The 19,704-nt window shown below is 41.3% G+C and carries 26 protein-coding genes; all 26 read left to right on the forward strand.

The window, feature by feature from the left end:
• Positions 1 to 186 precede the first annotated feature (186 nt).
• The 26 genes from rplF (at position 187) to ADM50_RS05205 (ending at position 19,603) form a co-directional block, all read left to right on the forward strand.
• Positions 187 to 723, forward strand: a complete 537-nt coding sequence (rplF, locus tag ADM50_RS05080) for a 50S ribosomal protein L6 (RefSeq protein ID WP_000086640.1) — start codon at positions 187 to 189, stop codon at positions 721 to 723.
• 83 nt (positions 724 to 806) lie between these two features.
• Complete coding sequence (rplR, locus tag ADM50_RS05085) at positions 807 to 1,163, forward strand: 50S ribosomal protein L18 (protein WP_000624044.1); 357 nt, start codon at positions 807 to 809, stop codon at positions 1,161 to 1,163.
• 17 nt (positions 1,164 to 1,180) lie between these two features.
• A complete protein-coding gene (gene rpsE, locus ADM50_RS05090) occupies positions 1,181 to 1,675 on the forward strand; it encodes a 30S ribosomal protein S5 (protein WP_000874204.1) in 495 nt (164 codons plus the stop codon).
• A 13-nt stretch (positions 1,676 to 1,688) separates the two neighbouring features.
• On the forward strand, positions 1,689 to 1,871 hold the full coding sequence (rpmD, locus tag ADM50_RS05095; RefSeq protein ID WP_049484736.1) for a 50S ribosomal protein L30: 183 nt from the start codon (positions 1,689 to 1,691) through the stop codon (positions 1,869 to 1,871).
• 144 nt (positions 1,872 to 2,015) lie between these two features.
• A complete protein-coding gene (gene rplO / locus ADM50_RS05100) occupies positions 2,016 to 2,456 on the forward strand; it encodes a 50S ribosomal protein L15 (RefSeq protein WP_000766089.1) in 441 nt (146 codons plus the stop codon).
• 12 nt (positions 2,457 to 2,468) lie between these two features.
• Entirely contained in the window at positions 2,469 to 3,779 is a 1,311-nt protein-coding gene (secY, locus tag ADM50_RS05105; RefSeq protein WP_000465385.1) for a preprotein translocase subunit SecY, read from the forward strand.
• Positions 3,780 to 3,924: 145 nt separating this feature from the next.
• Complete coding sequence (locus tag ADM50_RS05110) at positions 3,925 to 4,563, forward strand: adenylate kinase (RefSeq protein WP_001050433.1); 639 nt, start codon at positions 3,925 to 3,927, stop codon at positions 4,561 to 4,563.
• Between the two features lie 116 nt (positions 4,564 to 4,679).
• Positions 4,680 to 4,898, forward strand: a complete 219-nt coding sequence (infA, locus tag ADM50_RS05115; RefSeq protein WP_001029883.1) for a translation initiation factor IF-1 — start codon at positions 4,680 to 4,682, stop codon at positions 4,896 to 4,898.
• Positions 4,899 to 4,922: 24 nt separating this feature from the next.
• Positions 4,923 to 5,039 carry a 50S ribosomal protein L36 gene (gene rpmJ / locus ADM50_RS05120; protein WP_001808836.1) on the forward strand — a complete coding sequence of 39 codons (117 nt, stop codon included), beginning with the start codon at positions 4,923 to 4,925 and terminating at the stop codon, positions 5,037 to 5,039.
• A gap of 17 nt (positions 5,040 to 5,056) precedes the next feature.
• Positions 5,057 to 5,422: a 30S ribosomal protein S13 gene (gene rpsM, locus ADM50_RS05125; protein WP_000090781.1), complete on the forward strand. Its 366-nt coding sequence runs from the start codon at positions 5,057 to 5,059 to the stop codon at positions 5,420 to 5,422.
• Between the two features lie 17 nt (positions 5,423 to 5,439).
• A complete protein-coding gene (gene rpsK / locus ADM50_RS05130; protein ID WP_001118385.1) occupies positions 5,440 to 5,823 on the forward strand; it encodes a 30S ribosomal protein S11 in 384 nt (127 codons plus the stop codon).
• A 42-nt stretch (positions 5,824 to 5,865) separates the two neighbouring features.
• The gene (locus ADM50_RS05135) at positions 5,866 to 6,801 is read left to right on the forward strand and encodes a DNA-directed RNA polymerase subunit alpha (protein ID WP_000568993.1); all 936 of its coding nucleotides are present in this window, start codon (positions 5,866 to 5,868) and stop codon (positions 6,799 to 6,801) included.
• A gap of 11 nt (positions 6,802 to 6,812) precedes the next feature.
• Complete coding sequence (gene rplQ, locus ADM50_RS05140; protein WP_000331493.1) at positions 6,813 to 7,199, forward strand: 50S ribosomal protein L17; 387 nt, start codon at positions 6,813 to 6,815, stop codon at positions 7,197 to 7,199.
• A 263-nt stretch (positions 7,200 to 7,462) separates the two neighbouring features.
• Entirely contained in the window at positions 7,463 to 7,729 is a 267-nt protein-coding gene (locus ADM50_RS05145) for an ACT domain-containing protein (protein ID WP_049484737.1), read from the forward strand.
• A gap of 9 nt (positions 7,730 to 7,738) precedes the next feature.
• Complete coding sequence (locus ADM50_RS05150) at positions 7,739 to 9,076, forward strand: PFL family protein (protein WP_049484738.1); 1,338 nt, start codon at positions 7,739 to 7,741, stop codon at positions 9,074 to 9,076.
• A 236-nt stretch (positions 9,077 to 9,312) separates the two neighbouring features.
• On the forward strand, positions 9,313 to 10,005 hold the full coding sequence (locus ADM50_RS05155) for a histidine phosphatase family protein (protein WP_049484739.1): 693 nt from the start codon (positions 9,313 to 9,315) through the stop codon (positions 10,003 to 10,005).
• A gap of 159 nt (positions 10,006 to 10,164) precedes the next feature.
• Complete coding sequence (leuS, locus tag ADM50_RS05160) at positions 10,165 to 12,666, forward strand: leucine--tRNA ligase (protein WP_049484740.1); 2,502 nt, start codon at positions 10,165 to 10,167, stop codon at positions 12,664 to 12,666.
• Between the two features lie 257 nt (positions 12,667 to 12,923).
• Positions 12,924 to 13,337, forward strand: a complete 414-nt coding sequence (locus tag ADM50_RS05165) for a YjdF family protein (protein ID WP_049484741.1) — start codon at positions 12,924 to 12,926, stop codon at positions 13,335 to 13,337.
• Between the two features lie 493 nt (positions 13,338 to 13,830).
• Positions 13,831 to 14,697, forward strand: coding sequence for an ABC transporter ATP-binding protein (locus ADM50_RS05170; RefSeq protein WP_049484742.1), 867 nt, complete (start codon positions 13,831 to 13,833; stop codon positions 14,695 to 14,697).
• The gene (locus tag ADM50_RS05175) at positions 14,697 to 15,539 is read left to right on the forward strand and encodes an ABC transporter permease (protein ID WP_049484743.1); all 843 of its coding nucleotides are present in this window, start codon (positions 14,697 to 14,699) and stop codon (positions 15,537 to 15,539) included. Before ADM50_RS05170 ends, ADM50_RS05175 begins: the two co-directional genes overlap by 1 nt.
• Positions 15,540 to 15,557: 18 nt before the next feature.
• Positions 15,558 to 16,013: a LytTR family DNA-binding domain-containing protein gene (locus ADM50_RS05180; RefSeq protein ID WP_000701938.1), complete on the forward strand. Its 456-nt coding sequence runs from the start codon at positions 15,558 to 15,560 to the stop codon at positions 16,011 to 16,013.
• Positions 16,014 to 16,022: 9 nt separating this feature from the next.
• On the forward strand, positions 16,023 to 16,442 hold the full coding sequence (locus ADM50_RS05185) for a DUF3021 domain-containing protein (protein WP_000825486.1): 420 nt from the start codon (positions 16,023 to 16,025) through the stop codon (positions 16,440 to 16,442).
• 94 nt (positions 16,443 to 16,536) lie between these two features.
• A complete protein-coding gene (locus tag ADM50_RS05190) occupies positions 16,537 to 17,232 on the forward strand; it encodes a GNAT family N-acetyltransferase (RefSeq protein ID WP_049484744.1) in 696 nt (231 codons plus the stop codon).
• An 11-nt stretch (positions 17,233 to 17,243) separates the two neighbouring features.
• Entirely contained in the window at positions 17,244 to 17,660 is a 417-nt protein-coding gene (locus ADM50_RS05195; protein ID WP_049484745.1) for a GNAT family N-acetyltransferase, read from the forward strand.
• A gap of 379 nt (positions 17,661 to 18,039) precedes the next feature.
• Positions 18,040 to 19,038 (forward strand): Holliday junction branch migration DNA helicase RuvB, encoded by a 999-nt coding sequence (gene ruvB / locus ADM50_RS05200; protein WP_000086801.1) that lies wholly within the window; start codon positions 18,040 to 18,042, stop codon positions 19,036 to 19,038.
• Positions 19,019 to 19,603 carry a nucleotidyltransferase family protein gene (locus ADM50_RS05205; RefSeq protein WP_049484746.1) on the forward strand — a complete coding sequence of 195 codons (585 nt, stop codon included), beginning with the start codon at positions 19,019 to 19,021 and terminating at the stop codon, positions 19,601 to 19,603. The genes ruvB and ADM50_RS05205 overlap by 20 nt, the downstream gene beginning before the upstream one ends.
• Positions 19,604 to 19,704 lie beyond the last annotated feature (101 nt).

Genomic DNA, 19,704 nt, shown 5'->3' on the forward strand with positions numbered 1-19,704 from the left:
GATACAAAGCTCGTAAAGAACAAAGCAAAATTAGGAAGTTGGAGAAGTTTGTTTACAAACAAGACAACTTATCTATTTTGCACAGTTCTTAGAGCGTGTTCAATTTAGCTATTGAACTCAATAGGTATCTTTAACCCCGTGAAAACTGGCCGTTATGGCCTGACAATCTAACAGGAGAAAATAAACATGTCACGTATTGGTAATAAAGTTATCGTGTTGCCTGCTGGTGTTGAACTCACTAACAATGACAACGTTGTAACTGTAAAAGGACCTAAAGGAGAACTTACTCGTGAGTTCTCAAAAGATATTGAAATTCGTGTGGAAGGTACGGAAGTAACTCTTCACCGTCCAAACGATTCAAAAGAAATGAAAACAATCCACGGAACTACTCGTGCCCTTTTGAACAACATGGTTGTTGGTGTATCAGAAGGATTCAAGAAAGAACTTGAAATGCGCGGGGTTGGTTACCGTGCACAACTTCAAGGATCTAAACTTGTTTTGGCTGTTGGTAAATCTCATCCAGACGAAGTTGAAGCTCCAGAAGGAATTACTTTTGAACTTCCAAACCCAACAACAATCGTTGTTAGCGGAATTTCAAAAGAAGTAGTTGGTCAAACAGCTGCTTACGTACGTAGCCTTCGTTCACCAGAACCATATAAAGGTAAAGGTATCCGTTACGTTGGTGAATTCGTTCGCCGTAAAGAAGGTAAAACAGGTAAATAATGTTGAGTGGTTGATTTTCAACCACCAACCTATTTTCCAACTTAGTGCATAGCACATGATTTAAAACTAAAGAGGTGAAAACTGTGATTTCTAAACCAGATAAAAACAAACTCCGCCAAAAACGCCACCGTCGCGTTCGCGGAAAACTCTCTGGAACTGCTGATCGCCCACGTTTGAACGTATTCCGTTCTAATACAGGCATCTACGCTCAAGTGATTGATGACGTAGCGGGTGTAACGCTCGCAAGTGCTTCAACTCTTGACAAAGAAGTTTCAAAAGGAACTAAAACTGAACAAGCCGTTGCTGTCGGTAAACTCGTTGCAGAACGTGCAAACGCTAAAGGTATTTCAGAAGTGGTGTTCGACCGCGGTGGATATCTATATCACGGACGTGTGAAAGCTTTGGCTGATGCAGCTCGTGAAAACGGATTGAAATTCTAATAGGAGGACACTAGAAAATGGCATTTAAAGACAATGCAGTTGAATTAGAAGAACGCGTAGTTGCTGTCAACCGTGTTACAAAAGTTGTTAAAGGTGGACGTCGTCTTCGTTTCGCAGCTCTTGTTGTTGTTGGTGACCACAACGGTCGCGTAGGATTTGGTACTGGTAAGGCTCAAGAAGTTCCAGAAGCAATCCGCAAAGCAGTAGAAGATGCTAAGAAAAACTTGATTGAAGTTCCTATGGTTGGAACAACAATCCCACACGAAGTTCTTTCAGAATTCGGTGGAGCTAAAGTATTGTTGAAACCTGCTGTAGAAGGTTCTGGAGTTGCCGCTGGTGGTGCAGTTCGTGCCGTTGTGGAATTGGCAGGTGTGGCAGATATTACATCTAAATCACTTGGCTCTAACACTCCAATCAACATTGTTCGCGCAACTGTTGAAGGTTTGAAACAATTGAAACGCGCTGAAGAAGTTGCTGCCCTTCGTGGTATCTCAGTTTCTGATTTGGCATAAGAAAGGGGATAAAATGGCTCAAATTAAAATTACTTTGACTAAGTCTCCAATCGGACGCATTCCATCACAACGTAAAACTGTTGTAGCACTTGGACTTGGCAAATTGAACAGCTCTGTTATCAAAGAAGACAACGCTGCTATCCGTGGTATGATCACTGCAGTATCTCACTTGGTAACAGTTGAAGAAGTAATCTAATGAATTTTTAGGGGATGTGGCAATACTCATCCCCTAAAACTAGGTATAGTCATCTTAGATGACCATGTATAGGCGAGTTGATAAGGGAGACAACCTTTTCTCTCTTATCGGCGCTAGCATTTTACAAAAGAGGAGAAAATAATAATGAAACTTCATGAATTGAAACCTGCAGAAGGTTCTCGTAAAGTACGTAACCGTGTTGGTCGTGGTACTTCATCAGGTAACGGTAAAACATCTGGTCGCGGTCAAAAAGGTCAAAAAGCTCGTAGCGGTGGCGGAGTTCGCCTTGGTTTTGAAGGTGGACAAACTCCATTGTTCCGTCGTCTTCCAAAACGCGGATTTACTAACATCAACGCTAAAGAATACGCAATTGTAAACCTTGACCAATTGAACGTCTTTGAAGACGGTGCAGAAGTAACTCCAGTTGTACTTATCGAAGCAGGAATTGTGAAAGCTGAAAAATCAGGAGTTAAAATTCTTGGTAACGGTGAGTTGACTAAGAAATTGACTGTGAAAGCAGCTAAATTCTCTAAATCAGCTGAGGAAGCTATCACTGCTAAAGGTGGTTCTGTAGAAGTCATCTAAGAGAGGTGACCCATGTTTTTTAAATTACTAAAAGAAGCGCTCAAGGTTAAACAAGTTCGATCAAAAATTCTCTTTACGATTTTTATCATTCTTGTTTTCCGCATTGGGACAAGTATCACTGTTCCAGGTGTAAATGCAAAAAGTTTAGAAGCTCTCAGCGGTTTATCTTTCTTGAACATGCTTAGTCTTGTTTCAGGGAATGCCATGAAGAACTTCTCCGTTTTTGCACTCGGGGTAAGTCCGTATATCACTGCTTCCATCGTTGTTCAATTGCTACAAATGGATATTTTACCGAAGTTTGTAGAATGGGGGAAACAAGGGGAAGTTGGTCGAAGAAAGTTAAATCAAGCAACTCGATACATTGCGCTTGTACTTGCATTTGTTCAATCTATCGGGATTACAGCAGGATTTAATACTCTATCTGGAGCGAAATTATTAACGACAGCTTTAACTCCACAAGTTTTTGTTACTATCGGTATTATCCTCACAGCAGGTAGTATGATTGTAACTTGGCTCGGGGAACAAATTACAGATAAGGGATACGGAAACGGTGTTTCTATGATCATCTTTGCAGGTATTGTTGCTTCAATCCCTGAAATGATTAAAGGAATCTATGTTGACTACTTCGTCAATATTCCAAGTAGCCGTTTGACTTCATCTATTATCTTTGTCGTTATTTTGATTATCGCTGTCTTGTTGATTGTTTACTTTACAACCTTTGTTCAACAGGCAGAATATAAAATTCCAATCCAATATACAAAAGTTGCTCAAGGAGCCCCATCAAGCTCATACCTTCCATTGAAGGTAAACCCAGCGGGGGTTATCCCAGTTATCTTTGCAAGTTCCATCACAGCAGCACCTGCAGCCATTCTTCAATTTTTGAGTGCTACAGGTCATGATTGGGCTTGGGTACGTACAGCACAGGAAATGTTATCTACAACATCTCCGACTGGTGTTGCTATGTATGCCTTGTTAATCATTCTCTTTACATTCTTCTATACATTTGTACAGATCAATCCAGAGAAAGCAGCAGAAAACTTGCAAAAGAGTGGAGCCTACATTCATGGTGTCCGTCCTGGTAAGGGAACTGAAGAATTCATGTCGAAACTTCTTCGTCGCCTTGCGACTGTCGGGTCAATCTTCCTTGGTGTGATTTCAATCTTGCCGATTGTGGCAAAAGATGTCTTTGGTCTTTCAGAAGCTGTTGCTTTTGGGGGAACTAGTCTTTTGATCATTATCTCAACTGGTATCGAAGGAATCAAACAGCTAGAAGGTTACCTATTGAAACGTAAGTATGTTGGTTTCATGGACAAAACAGAATAAAAGCAAGATTACTTTTGCTTAGAGAGTGGAGTATGAAGATCTATCTATCAGAGAGATTTTCGTCTCCCCTCTTCTATTTTGTTTTTAAATAGGGGTTGAAAGAGATTTCTGCTTCTATTTAAATACAAAATAAGGAGATCCTATCATGAATCTTTTGATTATGGGCTTACCTGGAGCAGGTAAGGGAACGCAAGCGGCTAAAATTGTGGAGCAATTCCACGTGGCACACATTTCAACTGGAGATATGTTCCGTGCTGCTATGGCAAATCAAACTGAAATGGGTGTACTTGCGAAGTCATATATTGACAAAGGTGAGTTGGTTCCAGATGAAGTTACAAATGGAATCGTTAAAGAACGCCTTTCACAGGACGACATCAAGGAAACAGGTTTCTTGTTGGATGGTTACCCACGTACGATTGAACAAGCTCATGCCTTGGACAAAACATTGGCGGAACTCGGTATCGAACTAGAAGGTGTGATCAATATCGAAGTGAATCCAGATTGTCTCTTAGAACGTTTGAGTGGTCGTATCATCCACCGCGAAACAGGTGAAACCTTCCACAAAGTTTTCAACCCACCAGTTGACTATAAAGAGGAAGATTACTACCAACGTGAAGATGATAAACCTGAGACAGTGAAGCGTCGTTTGGATGTGAATATCGCCCAAGGTGAACCAATCATTGCTCACTACCGTGCCAAAGGATTGGTCCACGATATCGAAGGAAATCAAGATATCAATGATGTGTTCAAAGACATCGAAAAAGTATTGACAAATTTGAAATAAAGCGTTTTTCACACTTGCAAAAAATCGCTACAAATGTTATACTGAGATAGTCTGACTTATAATTGTTGTCTCTGTTTTCAGAGGCATCGAATCGAAATTTATGGAGGTGCTTTTGCGTGGCAAAAGACGATGTGATTGAAGTTGAAGGCAAAGTAGTCGATACAATGCCTAACGCAATGTTTACGGTTGAACTTGAAAATGGACATCAGATTTTAGCAACAGTTTCTGGTAAAATTCGTAAAAACTATATTCGTATTTTAGCGGGAGATCGTGTTACTGTCGAGATGAGTCCATATGACTTGACACGTGGACGTATCACTTACCGCTTTAAATAATCGAAAAACTTGGAGGGATAAGAAATGAAAGTAAGACCATCGGTCAAACCAATTTGCGAATACTGTAAAGTAATTCGTCGTAATGGTCGTGTTATGGTAATTTGCCCAGCAAATCCAAAACACAAACAACGTCAAGGATAAGATAGAAAGGAGAAAACATGGCTCGTATTGCTGGAGTTGACATTCCAAATGACAAACGCGTAGTAATCTCATTGACTTACGTTTATGGTATCGGACTTGCAACATCTAAGAAAATTTTGGCTGCTGCTGGAATCTCAGAAGATGTTCGTGTACGTGACCTTACATCAGATCAAGAAGATGCTATCCGTCGTGAAGTGGATGCAATCAAAGTTGAAGGTGACCTTCGTCGTGAAGTAAACTTGAACATCAAACGTTTGATGGAAATCGGTTCTTACCGTGGTATTCGTCACCGTCGTGGACTTCCTGTCCGTGGACAAAACACTAAAAACAACGCTCGCACTCGTAAAGGTAAAGCTGTTGCGATTGCTGGTAAGAAAAAATAATATAGGAGGTAAAAGTCTTGGCTAAACCAACACGTAAACGTCGTGTGAAAAAGAATATCGAATCTGGTATTGCTCATATTCACGCCACATTTAATAACACTATTGTTATGATTACTGATGTGCATGGTAATGCAATTGCTTGGTCATCAGCTGGTGCTCTTGGTTTCAAAGGTTCTCGTAAATCTACACCATTCGCTGCTCAAATGGCTTCTGAAGCTGCTGCTAAATCTGCACAAGAACACGGTCTTAAATCAGTTGAAGTTACTGTAAAAGGTCCAGGTTCTGGTCGTGAGTCAGCTATTCGTGCGCTTGCTGCCGCTGGTCTTGAAGTAACAGCAATTCGTGATGTGACTCCAGTGCCACACAATGGTGCTCGTCCTCCAAAACGTCGCCGTGTATAATCATCGCATTACACTGCTTTTCGTTTAAGAGGGAGTAACTAAATGATTGAGTTTGAAAAACCAAATATAACAAAAATTGATGAAAATAAAGATTATGGCAAGTTTGTAATCGAACCACTTGAACGTGGTTACGGTACAACTCTTGGTAACTCTCTTCGTCGTGTACTACTAGCTTCTCTACCAGGAGCAGCAGTGACATCTATCAACATTGAAGGTGTCTTGCATGAGTTCGACACAGTTCCAGGTGTTCGTGAAGACGTGATGCAAATCATTCTGAACATTAAAGGGATTGCAGTGAAATCATACGTTGAAGACGAAAAAATCATTGAGCTTGACGTTGAAGGTCCTGCTGAAATTACAGCTGGAGACATTTTGACTGATAGTGATATTGAAATTGTAAATCCAGATCATTATCTCTTTACAATCGGTGAAGGTTCTTCTCTAAAAGCGACAATGACTGTTAACAGTGGTCGTGGATATGTACCTGCTGATGAAAACAAAAAAGATAATGCACCAGTTGGAACACTTGCTGTAGATTCTATTTATACACCAGTTACAAAAGTCAACTATCAAGTAGAGCCTGCTCGTGTAGGTAGCAATGATGGATTTGACAAATTAACCCTTGAAATCTTGACTAATGGAACAATTATTCCTGAAGATGCTTTAGGGCTTTCAGCACGTATCTTGACAGAACATCTTGATTTGTTTACAAATCTTACTGAGATTGCTAAGTCAACTGAAGTGATGAAAGAAGCTGATACTGAATCTGACGATCGTATTTTGGATCGTACGATTGAGGAACTGGACTTGTCTGTGCGTTCATACAACTGTTTGAAACGTGCCGGTATCAATACTGTGCATGATTTGACAGAAAAATCTGAAGCAGAGATGATGAAAGTACGAAATCTTGGACGCAAGAGTTTGGAAGAAGTGAAACTCAAACTCATTGATTTGGGTCTTGGATTAAAAGATAAATAAAGGAGGAATACATGGCTTACCGTAAACTAGGACGCACTAGCTCACAACGTAAAGCAATGCTTCGCGATTTGACAACTGACCTTTTGATCAACGAATCAATCGTGACAACTGAAGCTCGTGCTAAAGAAATCCGTAAAACTGTTGAAAAAATGATTACTCTAGGTAAACGTGGTGATTTGCATGCACGTCGTCAAGCAGCTGCTTTCGTACGTAATGAAATCGCATCTGAAAACTATGATGAAGCAACTGATAAGTACACTTCTACTACAGCACTTCAAAAGTTGTTCTCAGAAATCGCACCTCGTTATGCTGAACGTAACGGTGGATACACTCGTATCCTTAAAACTGAACCACGTCGTGGTGATGCTGCGCCAATGGCGATTATCGAATTAGTATAAAATCATCAATTTTGTTGAGTGTTATGATGATGGAGTCTTGTGCTCTTAGTCTAGCTCTGGTCTACCGCTGGGACTTCGGTCCTAGCGGGAACACTCATCATCATTTGATAGGGTAGACGCTTGTTTACGAAATTGTTTTTTTCTTAAGAACAACTTCGTAAGCAGGCGTTTTTTAGTATTTTCTATGGAAATATGCTATACTAGGAAAAAAGAAAATCAAAAACGTTCAGGTTTTCTAAAAATCGTAGAAATGGGGTATAAGGATGAAGGCTATTATTACAGTGGTTGGTAAGGACAAGTCTGGGATTGTTGCAGGCGTGTCTACTAAGATTGCAGAGTTGGGTTTGAATATTGACGATATTTCTCAGACGGTGTTGGATGAATACTTTACCATGATGGCGGTCGTTTCTAGTAACGAAAAACAGGATTTCACTTATCTACGAAATGAGTTTGAAACTTTCGGTCAGACCTTGAATGTCAAAATCAATATTCAAAGTGCGGCGATTTTTGACGCTATGTATAATATCTAGGAGGTGGATATGGATATTAGACAAGTTACAGAAACCATTGCCATGATCGAGGAGCAGAACTTCGATATCAGAACCATCACCATGGGGATTTCCCTTTTGGACTGTATTGATCCAGATATCAATCGTGCTGCTGAAAAGATTTACCAAAAAATCACCACTAAAGCTGCAAATCTAGTGGCTGTAGGAGATGAAATTGCTGCGGAACTAGGGATTCCTATTGTTAATAAACGGGTATCGGTGACTCCGATTTCTTTAATTGGTGCTGCGACTGATGCGACAGACTATCTTGTTTTGGCAAAGGCTCTTGATAGGGCTGCTAAGGAGATCGGTGTTGACTTTATTGGTGGATTCTCAGCTTTGGTACAAAAAGGCTACCAAAAAGGAGATGAAATTCTCATCAATTCTATCCCACGCGCTCTAGCTGAGACAGACAAGGTTTGTTCGTCCGTCAATATCGGCTCGACCAAGTCAGGTATCAACATGACTGCGGTCGCTGATATGGGACGTATCATCAAGGAAACAGCTGCGCTATCAGATATGGGTGCGGCCAAGTTGGTCGTATTTGCCAATGCTGTTGAGGACAATCCTTTTATGGCAGGGGCCTTTCATGGTGTTGGCGAAGCAGATGTTATCATCAATGTCGGGGTTTCGGGTCCTGGTGTGGTCAAGCGTGCCTTGGAAAAGGTTCGTGGACAGAGCTTTGATGTAGTAGCGGAAACAGTCAAGAAAACGGCCTTCAAGATTACTCGTATCGGTCAGCTGGTTGGACAAATGGCGAGTGAACGCCTTGGTGTTGACTTTGGAATTGTCGACCTAAGCTTGGCACCTACTCCTGCAGTTGGTGATTCTGTGGCTCGTGTCCTTGAGGAAATGGGCCTAGAAACAGTTGGTACGCATGGGACAACGGCTGCCCTCGCTCTTTTGAATGACCAAGTTAAGAAGGGCGGAGTGATGGCTTGTAACCAAGTCGGTGGCTTGTCAGGTGCTTTTATCCCCGTTTCTGAAGATGAGGGGATGATTGCTGCGGTGCAAGATGGTTCTCTGAATTTAGAGAAACTAGAAGCCATGACGGCTATCTGTTCAGTTGGACTGGATATGATTGCCATTCCGGAAGATACGCCTGCTGAAACCATTGCAGCTATGATTGCGGATGAGGCGGCAATCGGTGTTATTAACATGAAAACAACGGCTGTCCGTATTATTCCAAAGGGCAAAGAAGGCGATATGATTGAGTTTGGTGGTTTGCTAGGGACAGCTCCAGTTATGAAGGTCAACGGGGCTTCGTCTGTTGATTTCATTTCTCGTGGTGGGCAAATCCCAGCTCCAATCCATAGTTTTAAAAATTAATAAAAAAGCGAGAGGATTTAAGTTGAGTTTAAGGATGGCTGTGTATACTATAATCATTAAATAAAGACCTCCTAACTTTATTTAATAGAAATCCTAAACTTTTTCATAATAATCTCCTAGGGAAGCTACCATGAGGGTAGCTTTTCTTTTGGATAATTTACAAATGTTGGCTTTGATTTTGAAAGCCGAATATTTCTTTGATCCATGATATAATAGAAGAAAATGGAGGATAGAAAATGTCTAAAGTAAGATTGTACTTGGTCCGTCATGGGAAAACGATGTTTAACACCATTGGACGTGCTCAAGGATGGAGTGATACGCCTCTAACCGCAGAAGGTGAGTTGGGAATCCATGAACTGGGAATTGGCTTGAGAGAGTCTGGTTTGCAGTTTGACCGGGCTTATTCCAGTGATTCAGGGCGCACTATTCAAACCATGGGAATTATCTTAGAAGAACTTGGATTGCAGGGGAAAATCCCTTACCGCATGGACAAGCGAATCCGTGAGTGGTGTTTTGGTAGTTTTGATGGGGCCTATGATGGGGACCTCTTTATGGGGGTTATTCCTCGTGTTTTCAAGGTGGATCATGTTCATCAGTTATCCTATGCAGAGCTAGCAGAAGGTCTAGTTGAGGTTGATACTGCAGGCTGGGCAGAAGGTTGGGAAAAACTTAGTGGCCGAATCAAGGAAGGCTTTGAAGCGATTGCTAAAGAAATGGAAGAACAAGGTGGGGGTAATGCTCTCGTTGTGAGCCATGGAATGACGATTGGTACCATTGTTTATCTGATCAATGGTATGCATCCGCATGGTCTCGATAATGGTAGCGTGACGATTCTTGAATATGAGGATGGCCAGTTTAGCGTAGAAGTTGTTGGTGACCGTAGTTACCGAGAACTAGGGCGTGAGAAGATGGAAGAAATAAAAAATTGATAGAAGTTAGCTCCGATTAGGAGCTAATTTTTTTCCTGTTAAATAAGGTGGATTTGCGACTCAGTATTTCTTGTTATCCAAGTCTAAAAGAACATTTCTCGTCTTTCAAATTCCCCCAAAAATGGTATAATAGTAACATCACAAAATTGGAGAGAGACCATGAGTTTTTACAATCATAAAGAAATTGAGCCTAAGTGGCAGGGCTACTGGGCAGAACATCATACATTTAAGACAGGAACAGATGCATCAAAACCGAAGTTTTATGCGCTTGACATGTTCCCTTACCCGTCTGGAGCAGGTCTGCACGTAGGACACCCAGAAGGTTATACAGCAACGGATATCCTCAGCCGTTACAAACGTGCGCAAGGATACAACGTCCTTCACCCAATGGGATGGGATGCCTTTGGTTTGCCAGCTGAGCAATACGCTATGGATACGGGGAATGACCCGGCAGAATTTACAGCGGAAAACATTGCTAACTTCAAACGCCAAATCAATGCGCTTGGATTCTCTTACGACTGGGACCGTGAAGTCAATACAACAGATCCAAACTACTACAAGTGGACGCAGTGGATTTTTACCAAGCTTTACGAAAAAGGCTTGGCCTATGAAGCCGAAGTACCAGTAAACTGGGTGGAAGAATTGGGAACGGCCATTGCCAACGAAGAAGTCCTTCCTGACGGAACTTCTGAGCGTGGTGGCTATCCCGTTGTCCGCAAACCAATGCGCCAATGGATGCTTAAAATCACGGCCTATGCAGAGCGCTTGCTCAATGACTTGGATGAACTTGATTGGCCAGAGTCTATCAAGGATATGCAACGCAACTGGATTGGGAAATCAACTGGTGCCAATGTAACCTTTAAAGTAAAGGGAACAGACAAGGAATTCACTGTCTTTACCACTCGTCCGGACACCCTTTTCGGTGCGACCTTTACCGTTCTTGCACCTGAGCATGATTTGGTAGATGTTATCGTTAGTCCAGAACAAGCTGAAGCAGTAGCTGACTATAAACATCAAGCTAGTCTCAAGTCTGACTTGGCTCGTACCGACCTTGCCAAGGAAAAAACAGGGGTTTGGACGGGTGCTTATGCCATCAACCCTGTCAATGGCAAGGAAATTCCAATCTGGATTGCTGACTACGTTCTTGCTAGTTATGGAACAGGTGCGGTAATGGCTGTACCTGCTCATGACCAACGTGACTGGGAATTTGCCAAACAATTTGGCCTTCCAATCGTAGAAGTGCTGGAAGGTGGAAACGTTGAAGAAGCTGCCTACACAGAGGATGGTCTTCACGTTAATTCAGACTTCCTAGATGGATTGAATAAGGAAGATGCTATTGCCAAGATTGTCGCTTGGTTGGAAGAAAAAGGTTGTGGTCAAGAGAAGGTGACTTACCGTCTCCGCGACTGGCTCTTTAGTCGTCAACGTTACTGGGGTGAACCAATTCCAATTATTCATTGGGAAGATGGGACTTCAACAGCTGTTCCAGAAAGTGAATTGCCACTTGTCTTGCCAGTCACCAAGGACATCCGCCCTTCAGGTACTGGTGAAAGCCCACTAGCTAACTTGGCAGACTGGCTAGAAGTGACTCGTGAAGATGGGGTCAAAGGTCGTCGTGAAACCAATACTATGCCACAATGGGCTGGTTCAAGCTGGTACTACCTCCGCTATATCGATCCACATAACACTGAGAAATTGGCTGATGAGGATCTCCTCAAACAATGGTTGCCAGTGGATATCTACGTGGGTGGGGCAGAGCATGCTGTTCTTCACTTACTTTACGCTCGTTTCTGGCATAAATTTCTCTATGATATCGGTGTTGTTCCAACTAAAGAACCATTCCAAAAACTCTTTAACCAAGGGATGATCTTGGGAACTAGCTACCGTGACCACCGTGGCGCTCTTGTGGCGACTGACAAGGTTGAAAAACGTGACGGTTCCTTCTTCCATGTGGAAACAGGAGAAGAATTGGAGCAAGCGCCAGCTAAGATGTCTAAATCCCTCAAGAACGTTGTTAACCCAGACGATGTGGTGGAACAATACGGTGCCGATACCTTTCGCGTCTATGAAATGTTCATGGGACCACTCGATGCTTCCATCGCTTGGTCAGAAGAAGGTCTGGAAGGAAGCCGTAAGTTCCTTGACCGTGTTTACCGTTTGATGACAACTAAAGAAATCGTTGCGGAGAATAGCGGAGCTCTTGACAAGGTCTACAACGAAACGGTGAAATCTGTAACAGAGCAGATCGAGTCCCTCAAATTCAATACAGCCATTGCCCAACTTATGGTCTTTGTCAACGCGGCTAACAAGGAAGACAAGCTCTATGTGGACTACGCCAAAGGCTTTATCCAATTGATTGCACCATTTGCTCCTCACTTGGCAGAAGAACTCTGGCAAACAGTTGCAGCAACAGGTGAGTCCATCTCTTACGTAGTTTGGCCAACATGGGATGAAAGCAAATTGGTTGAAGACGAAATCGAAATCGTCGTCCAAATCAAAGGAAAAGTCCGTGCCAAACTCATGGTCACTAAAGACCTATCACGCGAAGAATTGCAAGAAGTGGCTCTGGCTGACGAAAAAGTCAAAGCAGAAATTGATGGCAAAGAAATCGTGAAAGTGATTAGTGTCCCTAACAAGCTTGTGAATATTGTGGTGAAATAACCAATTTATTTGCTCATTTGCAACCTCAAACAGTTCCCCAAATTGTTTGATCCAACTAAACTCGTTAATATCGTTGTTAGATAAGAAAAGAATCCTTCAGAGTAGAATCTGGAGGATTTTTAAATTGGATTATGCTATAATAGTCCCAACTAAGATAAAAACACAGTTCTGGTTGGTAGTCCAGACGTAGGCAAGCCTATCAGTAACCTTCCTCCTTGGTTGTCCATTCTTAGGGATAGATTTAAGGAGGTGCTGTCATGGAAATCGTTTCAATTGGCTTGACAGTTTATTTTGAAGATGGATTTTGGCATGGATTGTTTGAACAAGAGTATGAGGGAACTTATCAAGTTTGTCGTGTGACATTTGGTCAGGAACCAAAAGAGGATGAAATTTTGAAACTTTTACAGACTCAGTTTGCTCGGTTATCTTTTAGTCCAGAGGCGACAGTTAAACAGCATGTGAAGATTAAGAATCCGAAGCGTCTGCAGCGAGCTGTAAAGAAACAGGTGAAGAAGAAAGTTTCTTCTAAGTCACAAGAGCTTTTACAGTTGCAGCACGAGGAACGAAAAAAGCATTCAAAACAACAGTCTAGTCTCCAAAAGCAATTGCTCAAGCAAGAGAAATTTGAACGCAAACAGCAAAAACGTAGAGAGAAGCACAAGGGGCACTAGTGACTCTCTCTTTCATAAAATAGAACGGCTCTTCTTGGATAACAAGAGCTGTTTTTGCTTGTATTGAAGATTTCTTTCCTAATAGATAGACTTATCGTTAATGGCAGTTTCAAATTCAGGACCATACTTGCTTACTTCAAATTTAATCCTGCCCCATTCAGCATTTTCATTTTACTAGAAGGGTGTGTGTGCCATGATTTCTGATTCATTTTTTATTGTTTGGTTTAGCGAGAACAATACTATTGACTCCTGGATTTTTCTGCCGGATGCTATAAAATGCCTCTTTTATAGCGCATGTTTAAAAATATAATGTGTGGTTGTAAGTGATCTTAAATTTCCTCTAGTGATTCGATAGGAGAAAAACGAGCTGCTCTACTTTAACTTAGCCCCCATTATTTTACCACTTGTCCTTTCATTTTAACTGCTTATCTCAAAAGTCGATTTTTCTTTCATACTTTTTGTTAAACTAGTGGGGTAAAGAGGAGGAAAAAATATGATTTTACAAGCTAAACATTTGACTAAACGGTATGGCAATCATATGGCTGTTGACGATATCCAGTTAGAGTTTGAAAAAGGAAGTTTCAATGCTATTTTGGGACCCAATGGTGCAGGGAAATCAACCACCATTTCCATGTTAATCGGTTTGAAAAAGCCGACACAAGGTCAGATTCAATATGCGCCAAATACGAAAATCGGAGTTGTTTTTCAAGCTAGTGTACTGGATGAGATGTTGACGGTTAGGGAAAATCTCACGATTCGTGCTCAACAGTATAAGGAGATTGCAGCGAGTCGTGTGGATGATTTGATTCATCAACTGGGTTTGACGGCTTTCCAGAAACAACTATATGGGACTTTGTCAGGTGGGCAAAAACGTCGGGTTGATATTGCGCGTGCTCTTCTTTCGCGACCAGATATTCTTTTCTTGGATGAACCAACGACAGGTCTTGATATTCAAACTCGCAAATCCATCTGGGATCTACTGTATCGACTACAAAAGGATGAAGGGATGACTATTATCTTAACGACTCATTATCTGGATGAAGCAGATGAAGCGGATCAGATCTATATTGTTGATCATGGGAAAGTGATTGCGCAAGGTTCTGCGACTGCTATTAAAAGTCAGTATGCATCTAATATCCTAAAAATTCGTTTTAAGGAAATGAAGGATTTAGAAAAGCTGCTACAGGCTGGAATGACAGTAGAGGAAGAAAATGAGTTGGAATATCTTTTTTATCCAAGGACGTCACAGGAAGCCATTGAATATTTGGCAAAAGTTCGAGAAGAAATTGATTCTTTTGAGTTTCGTCCGGGTACTATGGATGATGCCTTTATTGCACTTACAGGAAGAGAGGTTCGCTAATGCTAGCTTTATTGAAACGGAATTTTATCTTATATTTTCGTAATCGTTCGGGAGTATTTTTCTCATTATTGGGGGCATTGATTTCCTTCCTCCTTTATATCATTTTTTTGCAGAAGAACTTGACGGATGCTTGGTCTCAACTCCCTGATAATACGAACCTTTTAAACAACTGGCTGATGGGTGGAACCTTGGCTGTGACTGGGATGACAACCAGTTTTACGGCTCTTACACAAATGGTACAGGATCGTGAAAATCAAGTAGATCAAGATCTCTTCTTGACAGATTTAGGTAGCTGGGGCTTACAGGCGTCCTATCTAATCAGCAGTATTATCATTTCTTTTGTCATGCAGGTGTTTATGTTTGCTGTTATGAGCCTTTATTTTAAAGAAAGTCCAGTTATCAGTCATTTACCGGAAATCGCTTTGATTATGTTATTAAGCAGTCTGATTTCAAGTTTGGTAAATGTTCTCTTGATTTACCGTTTTCAATCTGTAGATAGCCTTGGCAAACTGGCAACTATAGTGGGGACTGCTTCTGGATTTTTAGTAGGAACTTATGTTCCTATTGGAGTATTACCTGATTTTGCACAGATTATCATGAAGTGTACCCCTGCAACTTATATTGCTTCTCTCTATCGACAAGTCTTAATGAAAGAGCCATTAGAGACCACATTTACAGGAAATAGCGGTCTGTTACAGGAATTTCAAGAAAAAATGGGAATCCAAATCAACTGGCAAGAACTATTGACAAAGGAAGAAACATACTTTATAGTGGTTATTATCAGTCTCGTCGCTATTCTTCTTTGGCTTTTATTTGTTAAAGTGTCTAGCAAGAGAAAATAAAGATGTATTGGAGAGAAAATGAAGATTCGTTTTGAAATGAAGACAGAGTTTTCAGAAAAAGACCCACACATTTTAATTCAGGCAGCTCAGTTAACCGACCAAGCAAGAGAAGTCATGGAGTATTTAGAACAATTTTCAACGACCAATCAGGTGGTCATTCCTATTCGAACGGATGATCATCTGGTTATGGTGAAAATTGAGGATCTTATTCTAGCAGATATCGATAAGAATTTGTTGACCATTTATACGGTAGATGGGATTTATAAAACTAAGGAAACATTGACAAACTTTCAGAATCGAATTAATCGACGTAACTTTATACAGATATCACGTCATTCAGTTATAAACATTGACCATCTAGAGTCATTATCGGATAGCTTTTCAGGGAACATGATGGCTAAAATGACTCGGGGTATCAAATCGAGTGTGAGTCGGAAATACGTTAAGTCCTTAATGGATTATCTAGGTTTATAGGAGAAAATCATGAAGCGATTGATTGCTTATTTTGTATCGGGAATGCGGACGGCCTCCTTTGTTTATTTGAGTTTGGTGTTATTGGCGCAGTTTTATTCAGGTATTACCTATCCTGCACCAACGACAAAAAATATTCTAGCTTTGTTTTTGATGAGTGGAATTATGGGGGTATTGACCTTAATCCTTGAAAGGCTAGAGTTTCTTGCTTATAGTATGCGTGTAGGAGTTCATTTGTTAGCGACAGCTACTATTTTAGTATTGACCTACTTATTTTTTGGCTGGGGTTCAGCATTGTTGAGTCCCTTGCTTTGGTTCTTTTTCTTGTTGATTTATGGACTGATATGGTTGTACCAGATTTGGCAAACTCACAAGCTCACCCAACGAATTAATCAAGCCTTAGAAGATAAAAGAAAGAAAACGAATCACTAATGTAGTGTTGAGGATGAGGTTTGAGGAGAGTGCTAGTTTCCATATAGAGCAAATTATGATATAGTATTTTCAGCCTAAAACAAGGAGAAAAACGATGCCAGTAAATGAATATGGTCAGATGATTGGGGAGTCAATGGAAGGTTATACTTCAGGTGAATTGCCTTCCATTGATTTCTTAGAAGGGCGCTACGCTCAGATAGAGGCTCTTTCGGTGGAAAAGCATGCGGAGGATTTATTAGCTGTTTATGGTCCAGATACACCTCGGGAGATGTGGACCTACCTCTTTCAGGAACCAGTGGCAGATATGGAAGAACTGGTTACCGTCTTAAATCAGATGTTGGCTCGTAAGGACCGTTTTTACTATGCGATTATAGACAAGGCAACTGGTAAGGCTTTGGGAACTTTTTCTCTCATGCGAATTGACCAGAATAACCGAGTAATAGAAGTGGGAGCTGTCACTTTTTCACCAGCACTTAAGGGGACGAGGATGGGGACAGAGGCTCAATATCTCCTGGCTCGCTATGTTTTTGAGGAGCTCAACTATCGTCGCTATGAGTGGAAATGCGATGCTCTAAATTTGCCATCAAGGCGAGCCGCGGAACGTTTGGGCTTTGTATATGAAGGGACCTTCCGTCAGGCAGTTGTTTATAAGGGGCGTACGAGGGATACGGATTGGCTCTCTATGATTGATAAGGACTGGCCTCAAGTTAAAGCTCGTTTGGAAGCATGGCTGCGTCCTGAAAATTTTGATAAAAATGGGCAGCAGTACAAGAGTTTGAGAGAACTCTAAGAGGTGTTGGGATGATAACTATTAGAAAGCAAGAAATCGTCAAGCTAGAGGATGTTTTGCATCTCTATCAGGCAGTCGGTTGGACAAACTATACACATCAACCCCAGATGCTGGAGAAATCCTTGTCTCACTCACTAGCAATTTACCTGGCACTTGATGGTGATGCTGTTGTGGGCTTGGTTCGTTTGGTCGGAGATGGTTTTTCATCGGTTTTTGTTCAGGATTTGATCGTTTTGCCTAGTTATCAGCGTCAAGGAATTGGTAGCGCCTTGGTGAAAGAGGCTTTAGGGGATTACAAAGATGCCTATCAAATTCAACTGGTGACAGACCAAACAGAGAAAAATTTGGGATTCTACCGTTCACTGGGTTTTGAAACCTTATCTACTTATGATTGCACAGGAATGATTTGGCTAGATCGAAAAAAATAAAATAATTATTTTTTCTTAAGTAAAGTTTAAGTATCCTCGTGTATTATATAGTTATTAGATAAAGACCTCCTAACTTTATTTAATGAAATCCCAAACTTTTCTTTTTCATCATAATCTCCTAAAGAAGTCACCCAATCAGGTGGCTTTTTGTTGTTTGAGAAAAAAATTCCATTTGGGGAAAATTAAAAAAATGATCAATCATAGAAAAAGTTAAGTTAGCTTTAAGATTCATCTTGTATTATATAATCATTAAATAAAGACCTCCTAACTTTATTTAATGAAATCCTAAACTTTTCTTTTTCATAATAATCTCCCTAAAGAAGCCACCCAATCAGGTGGCTTTTTTGTTTGTGGCTTGGATTTTTGATATAATAGAGCCATGAGTAGAATTTTAGATAATGAAATCATGGGGGATGAGGAGTTGGTAGAACGTACCCTCCGTCCTCAGTATTTACGTGAATATATTGGGCAGGATAAGGTCAAGGATCAGCTGCAAATCTTTATTGAGGCAGCAAAAATGCGGGATGAGGCGCTGGATCATGTTCTTTTATTTGGTCCTCCAGGACTTGGGAAAACAACCATGGCTTTTGTCATTGCCAATGAACTGGGAGTCAACCTCAAGCAAACGTCTGGTCCTGTCATTGAAAAGGCGGGTGACTTGGTAGCGATTTTAAATGATTTGGAGCCGGGAGATGTCCTCTTTATCGACGAGATTCATCGCTTGCCCATGTCGGTGGAAGAGGTGCTTTACAGTGCCATGGAGGACTTCTACATTGATATCATGATTGGGGCTGGTGAAGGCAGTCGCAGTGTTCATCTAGACTTGCCACCTTTTACCTTGATTGGTGCAACGACCCGTGCGGGTATGCTCTCAAATCCTCTGCGAGCACGTTTTGGGATTACAGGTCATATGGAATACTATGCCCATGCTGATTTGACAGAGATTGTTGAGCGGACGGCAGATATTTTTGAGATGGAAATCACCCATGAAGCAGCTGCTGAGCTGGCCTTGCGTAGTCGGGGAACTCCTCGTATTGCCAATCGTCTCCTTAAGCGCGTGCGCGACTTTGCCCAGATAATGGGGGATGGCTTAATCGATGATGTTATTACTGATAAGGCCTTGACCATGCTAGATGTAGACCGTGAAGGGTTGGACTATGTGGACCAGAAAATCCTTCGTACCATGATTGAGATGTATGGTGGTGGTCCTGTCGGTCTAGGAACTCTTTCTGTGAATATCGCTGAAGAGCGTGAGACGGTTGAGGATATGTATGAACCCTACCTCATCCAAAAAGGCTTTATCATGCGAACTCGCTCAGGACGGGTGGCGACTGCTAAGGCATATGAGCATTTAGGCTATGAATACAGTGAAAAATGAGCAAGATATTCTAGAGGTTTTTAGAAAAAATCCAGATATGATGGCTATTCTAACCATCATCCGTGATCTTGGTTTGCAAGACTCTTGGTTGGCGGCAGGTTCTGTCAGGAATTTCATCTGGAATCTCTTGTCAGACAAATCGCCTTTTGATCATGAAACAGATGTAGATGTGATTTTCTTTGATCCAGCTATCTCTTACGAAGAAACGCTGGGCATAGAGAGAAAGCTGAGAGAGGACTTCCCCCAGTATCAGTGGGAGTTGAAAAATCAGGTCTATATGCATCTGCACAGTCCCCACACTGCGCCCTATACCAGTTCTCGTGATGCTATGAGTAAGTATCCCGAGCGTTGCACGGCGGTAGGACTTCGCTTGAATGAAAATTCCACTTTAGAGCTCTATGCCCCCTATGGTTTAGAGGATATTATGAACTTCCAGGTTTCCCCAACTCCTCATTTTCTAGATAATGAGGAAAGGATGAAGCTCTATCAAGAACGCTTATCTAAGAAAAATTGGCAAGAAAAATGGAAAAATCTGACTTTTTCAAAAAACTTAAGAAAAATTTAAGTTAGGGACGGTATACTAGGTTCATAAGTTAAGAGGAACTTAACTTAAACTCCTAAAACTTTTTCATAATAATCTCCCTATAAAATAAAGTCGCCCAATCA

Origin of the sequence: Streptococcus oralis (assembly GCF_001075675.1) — a bacterium.
Taxonomy (GTDB): Bacteria; Bacillota; Bacilli; order Lactobacillales; family Streptococcaceae; genus Streptococcus; species Streptococcus oralis_V.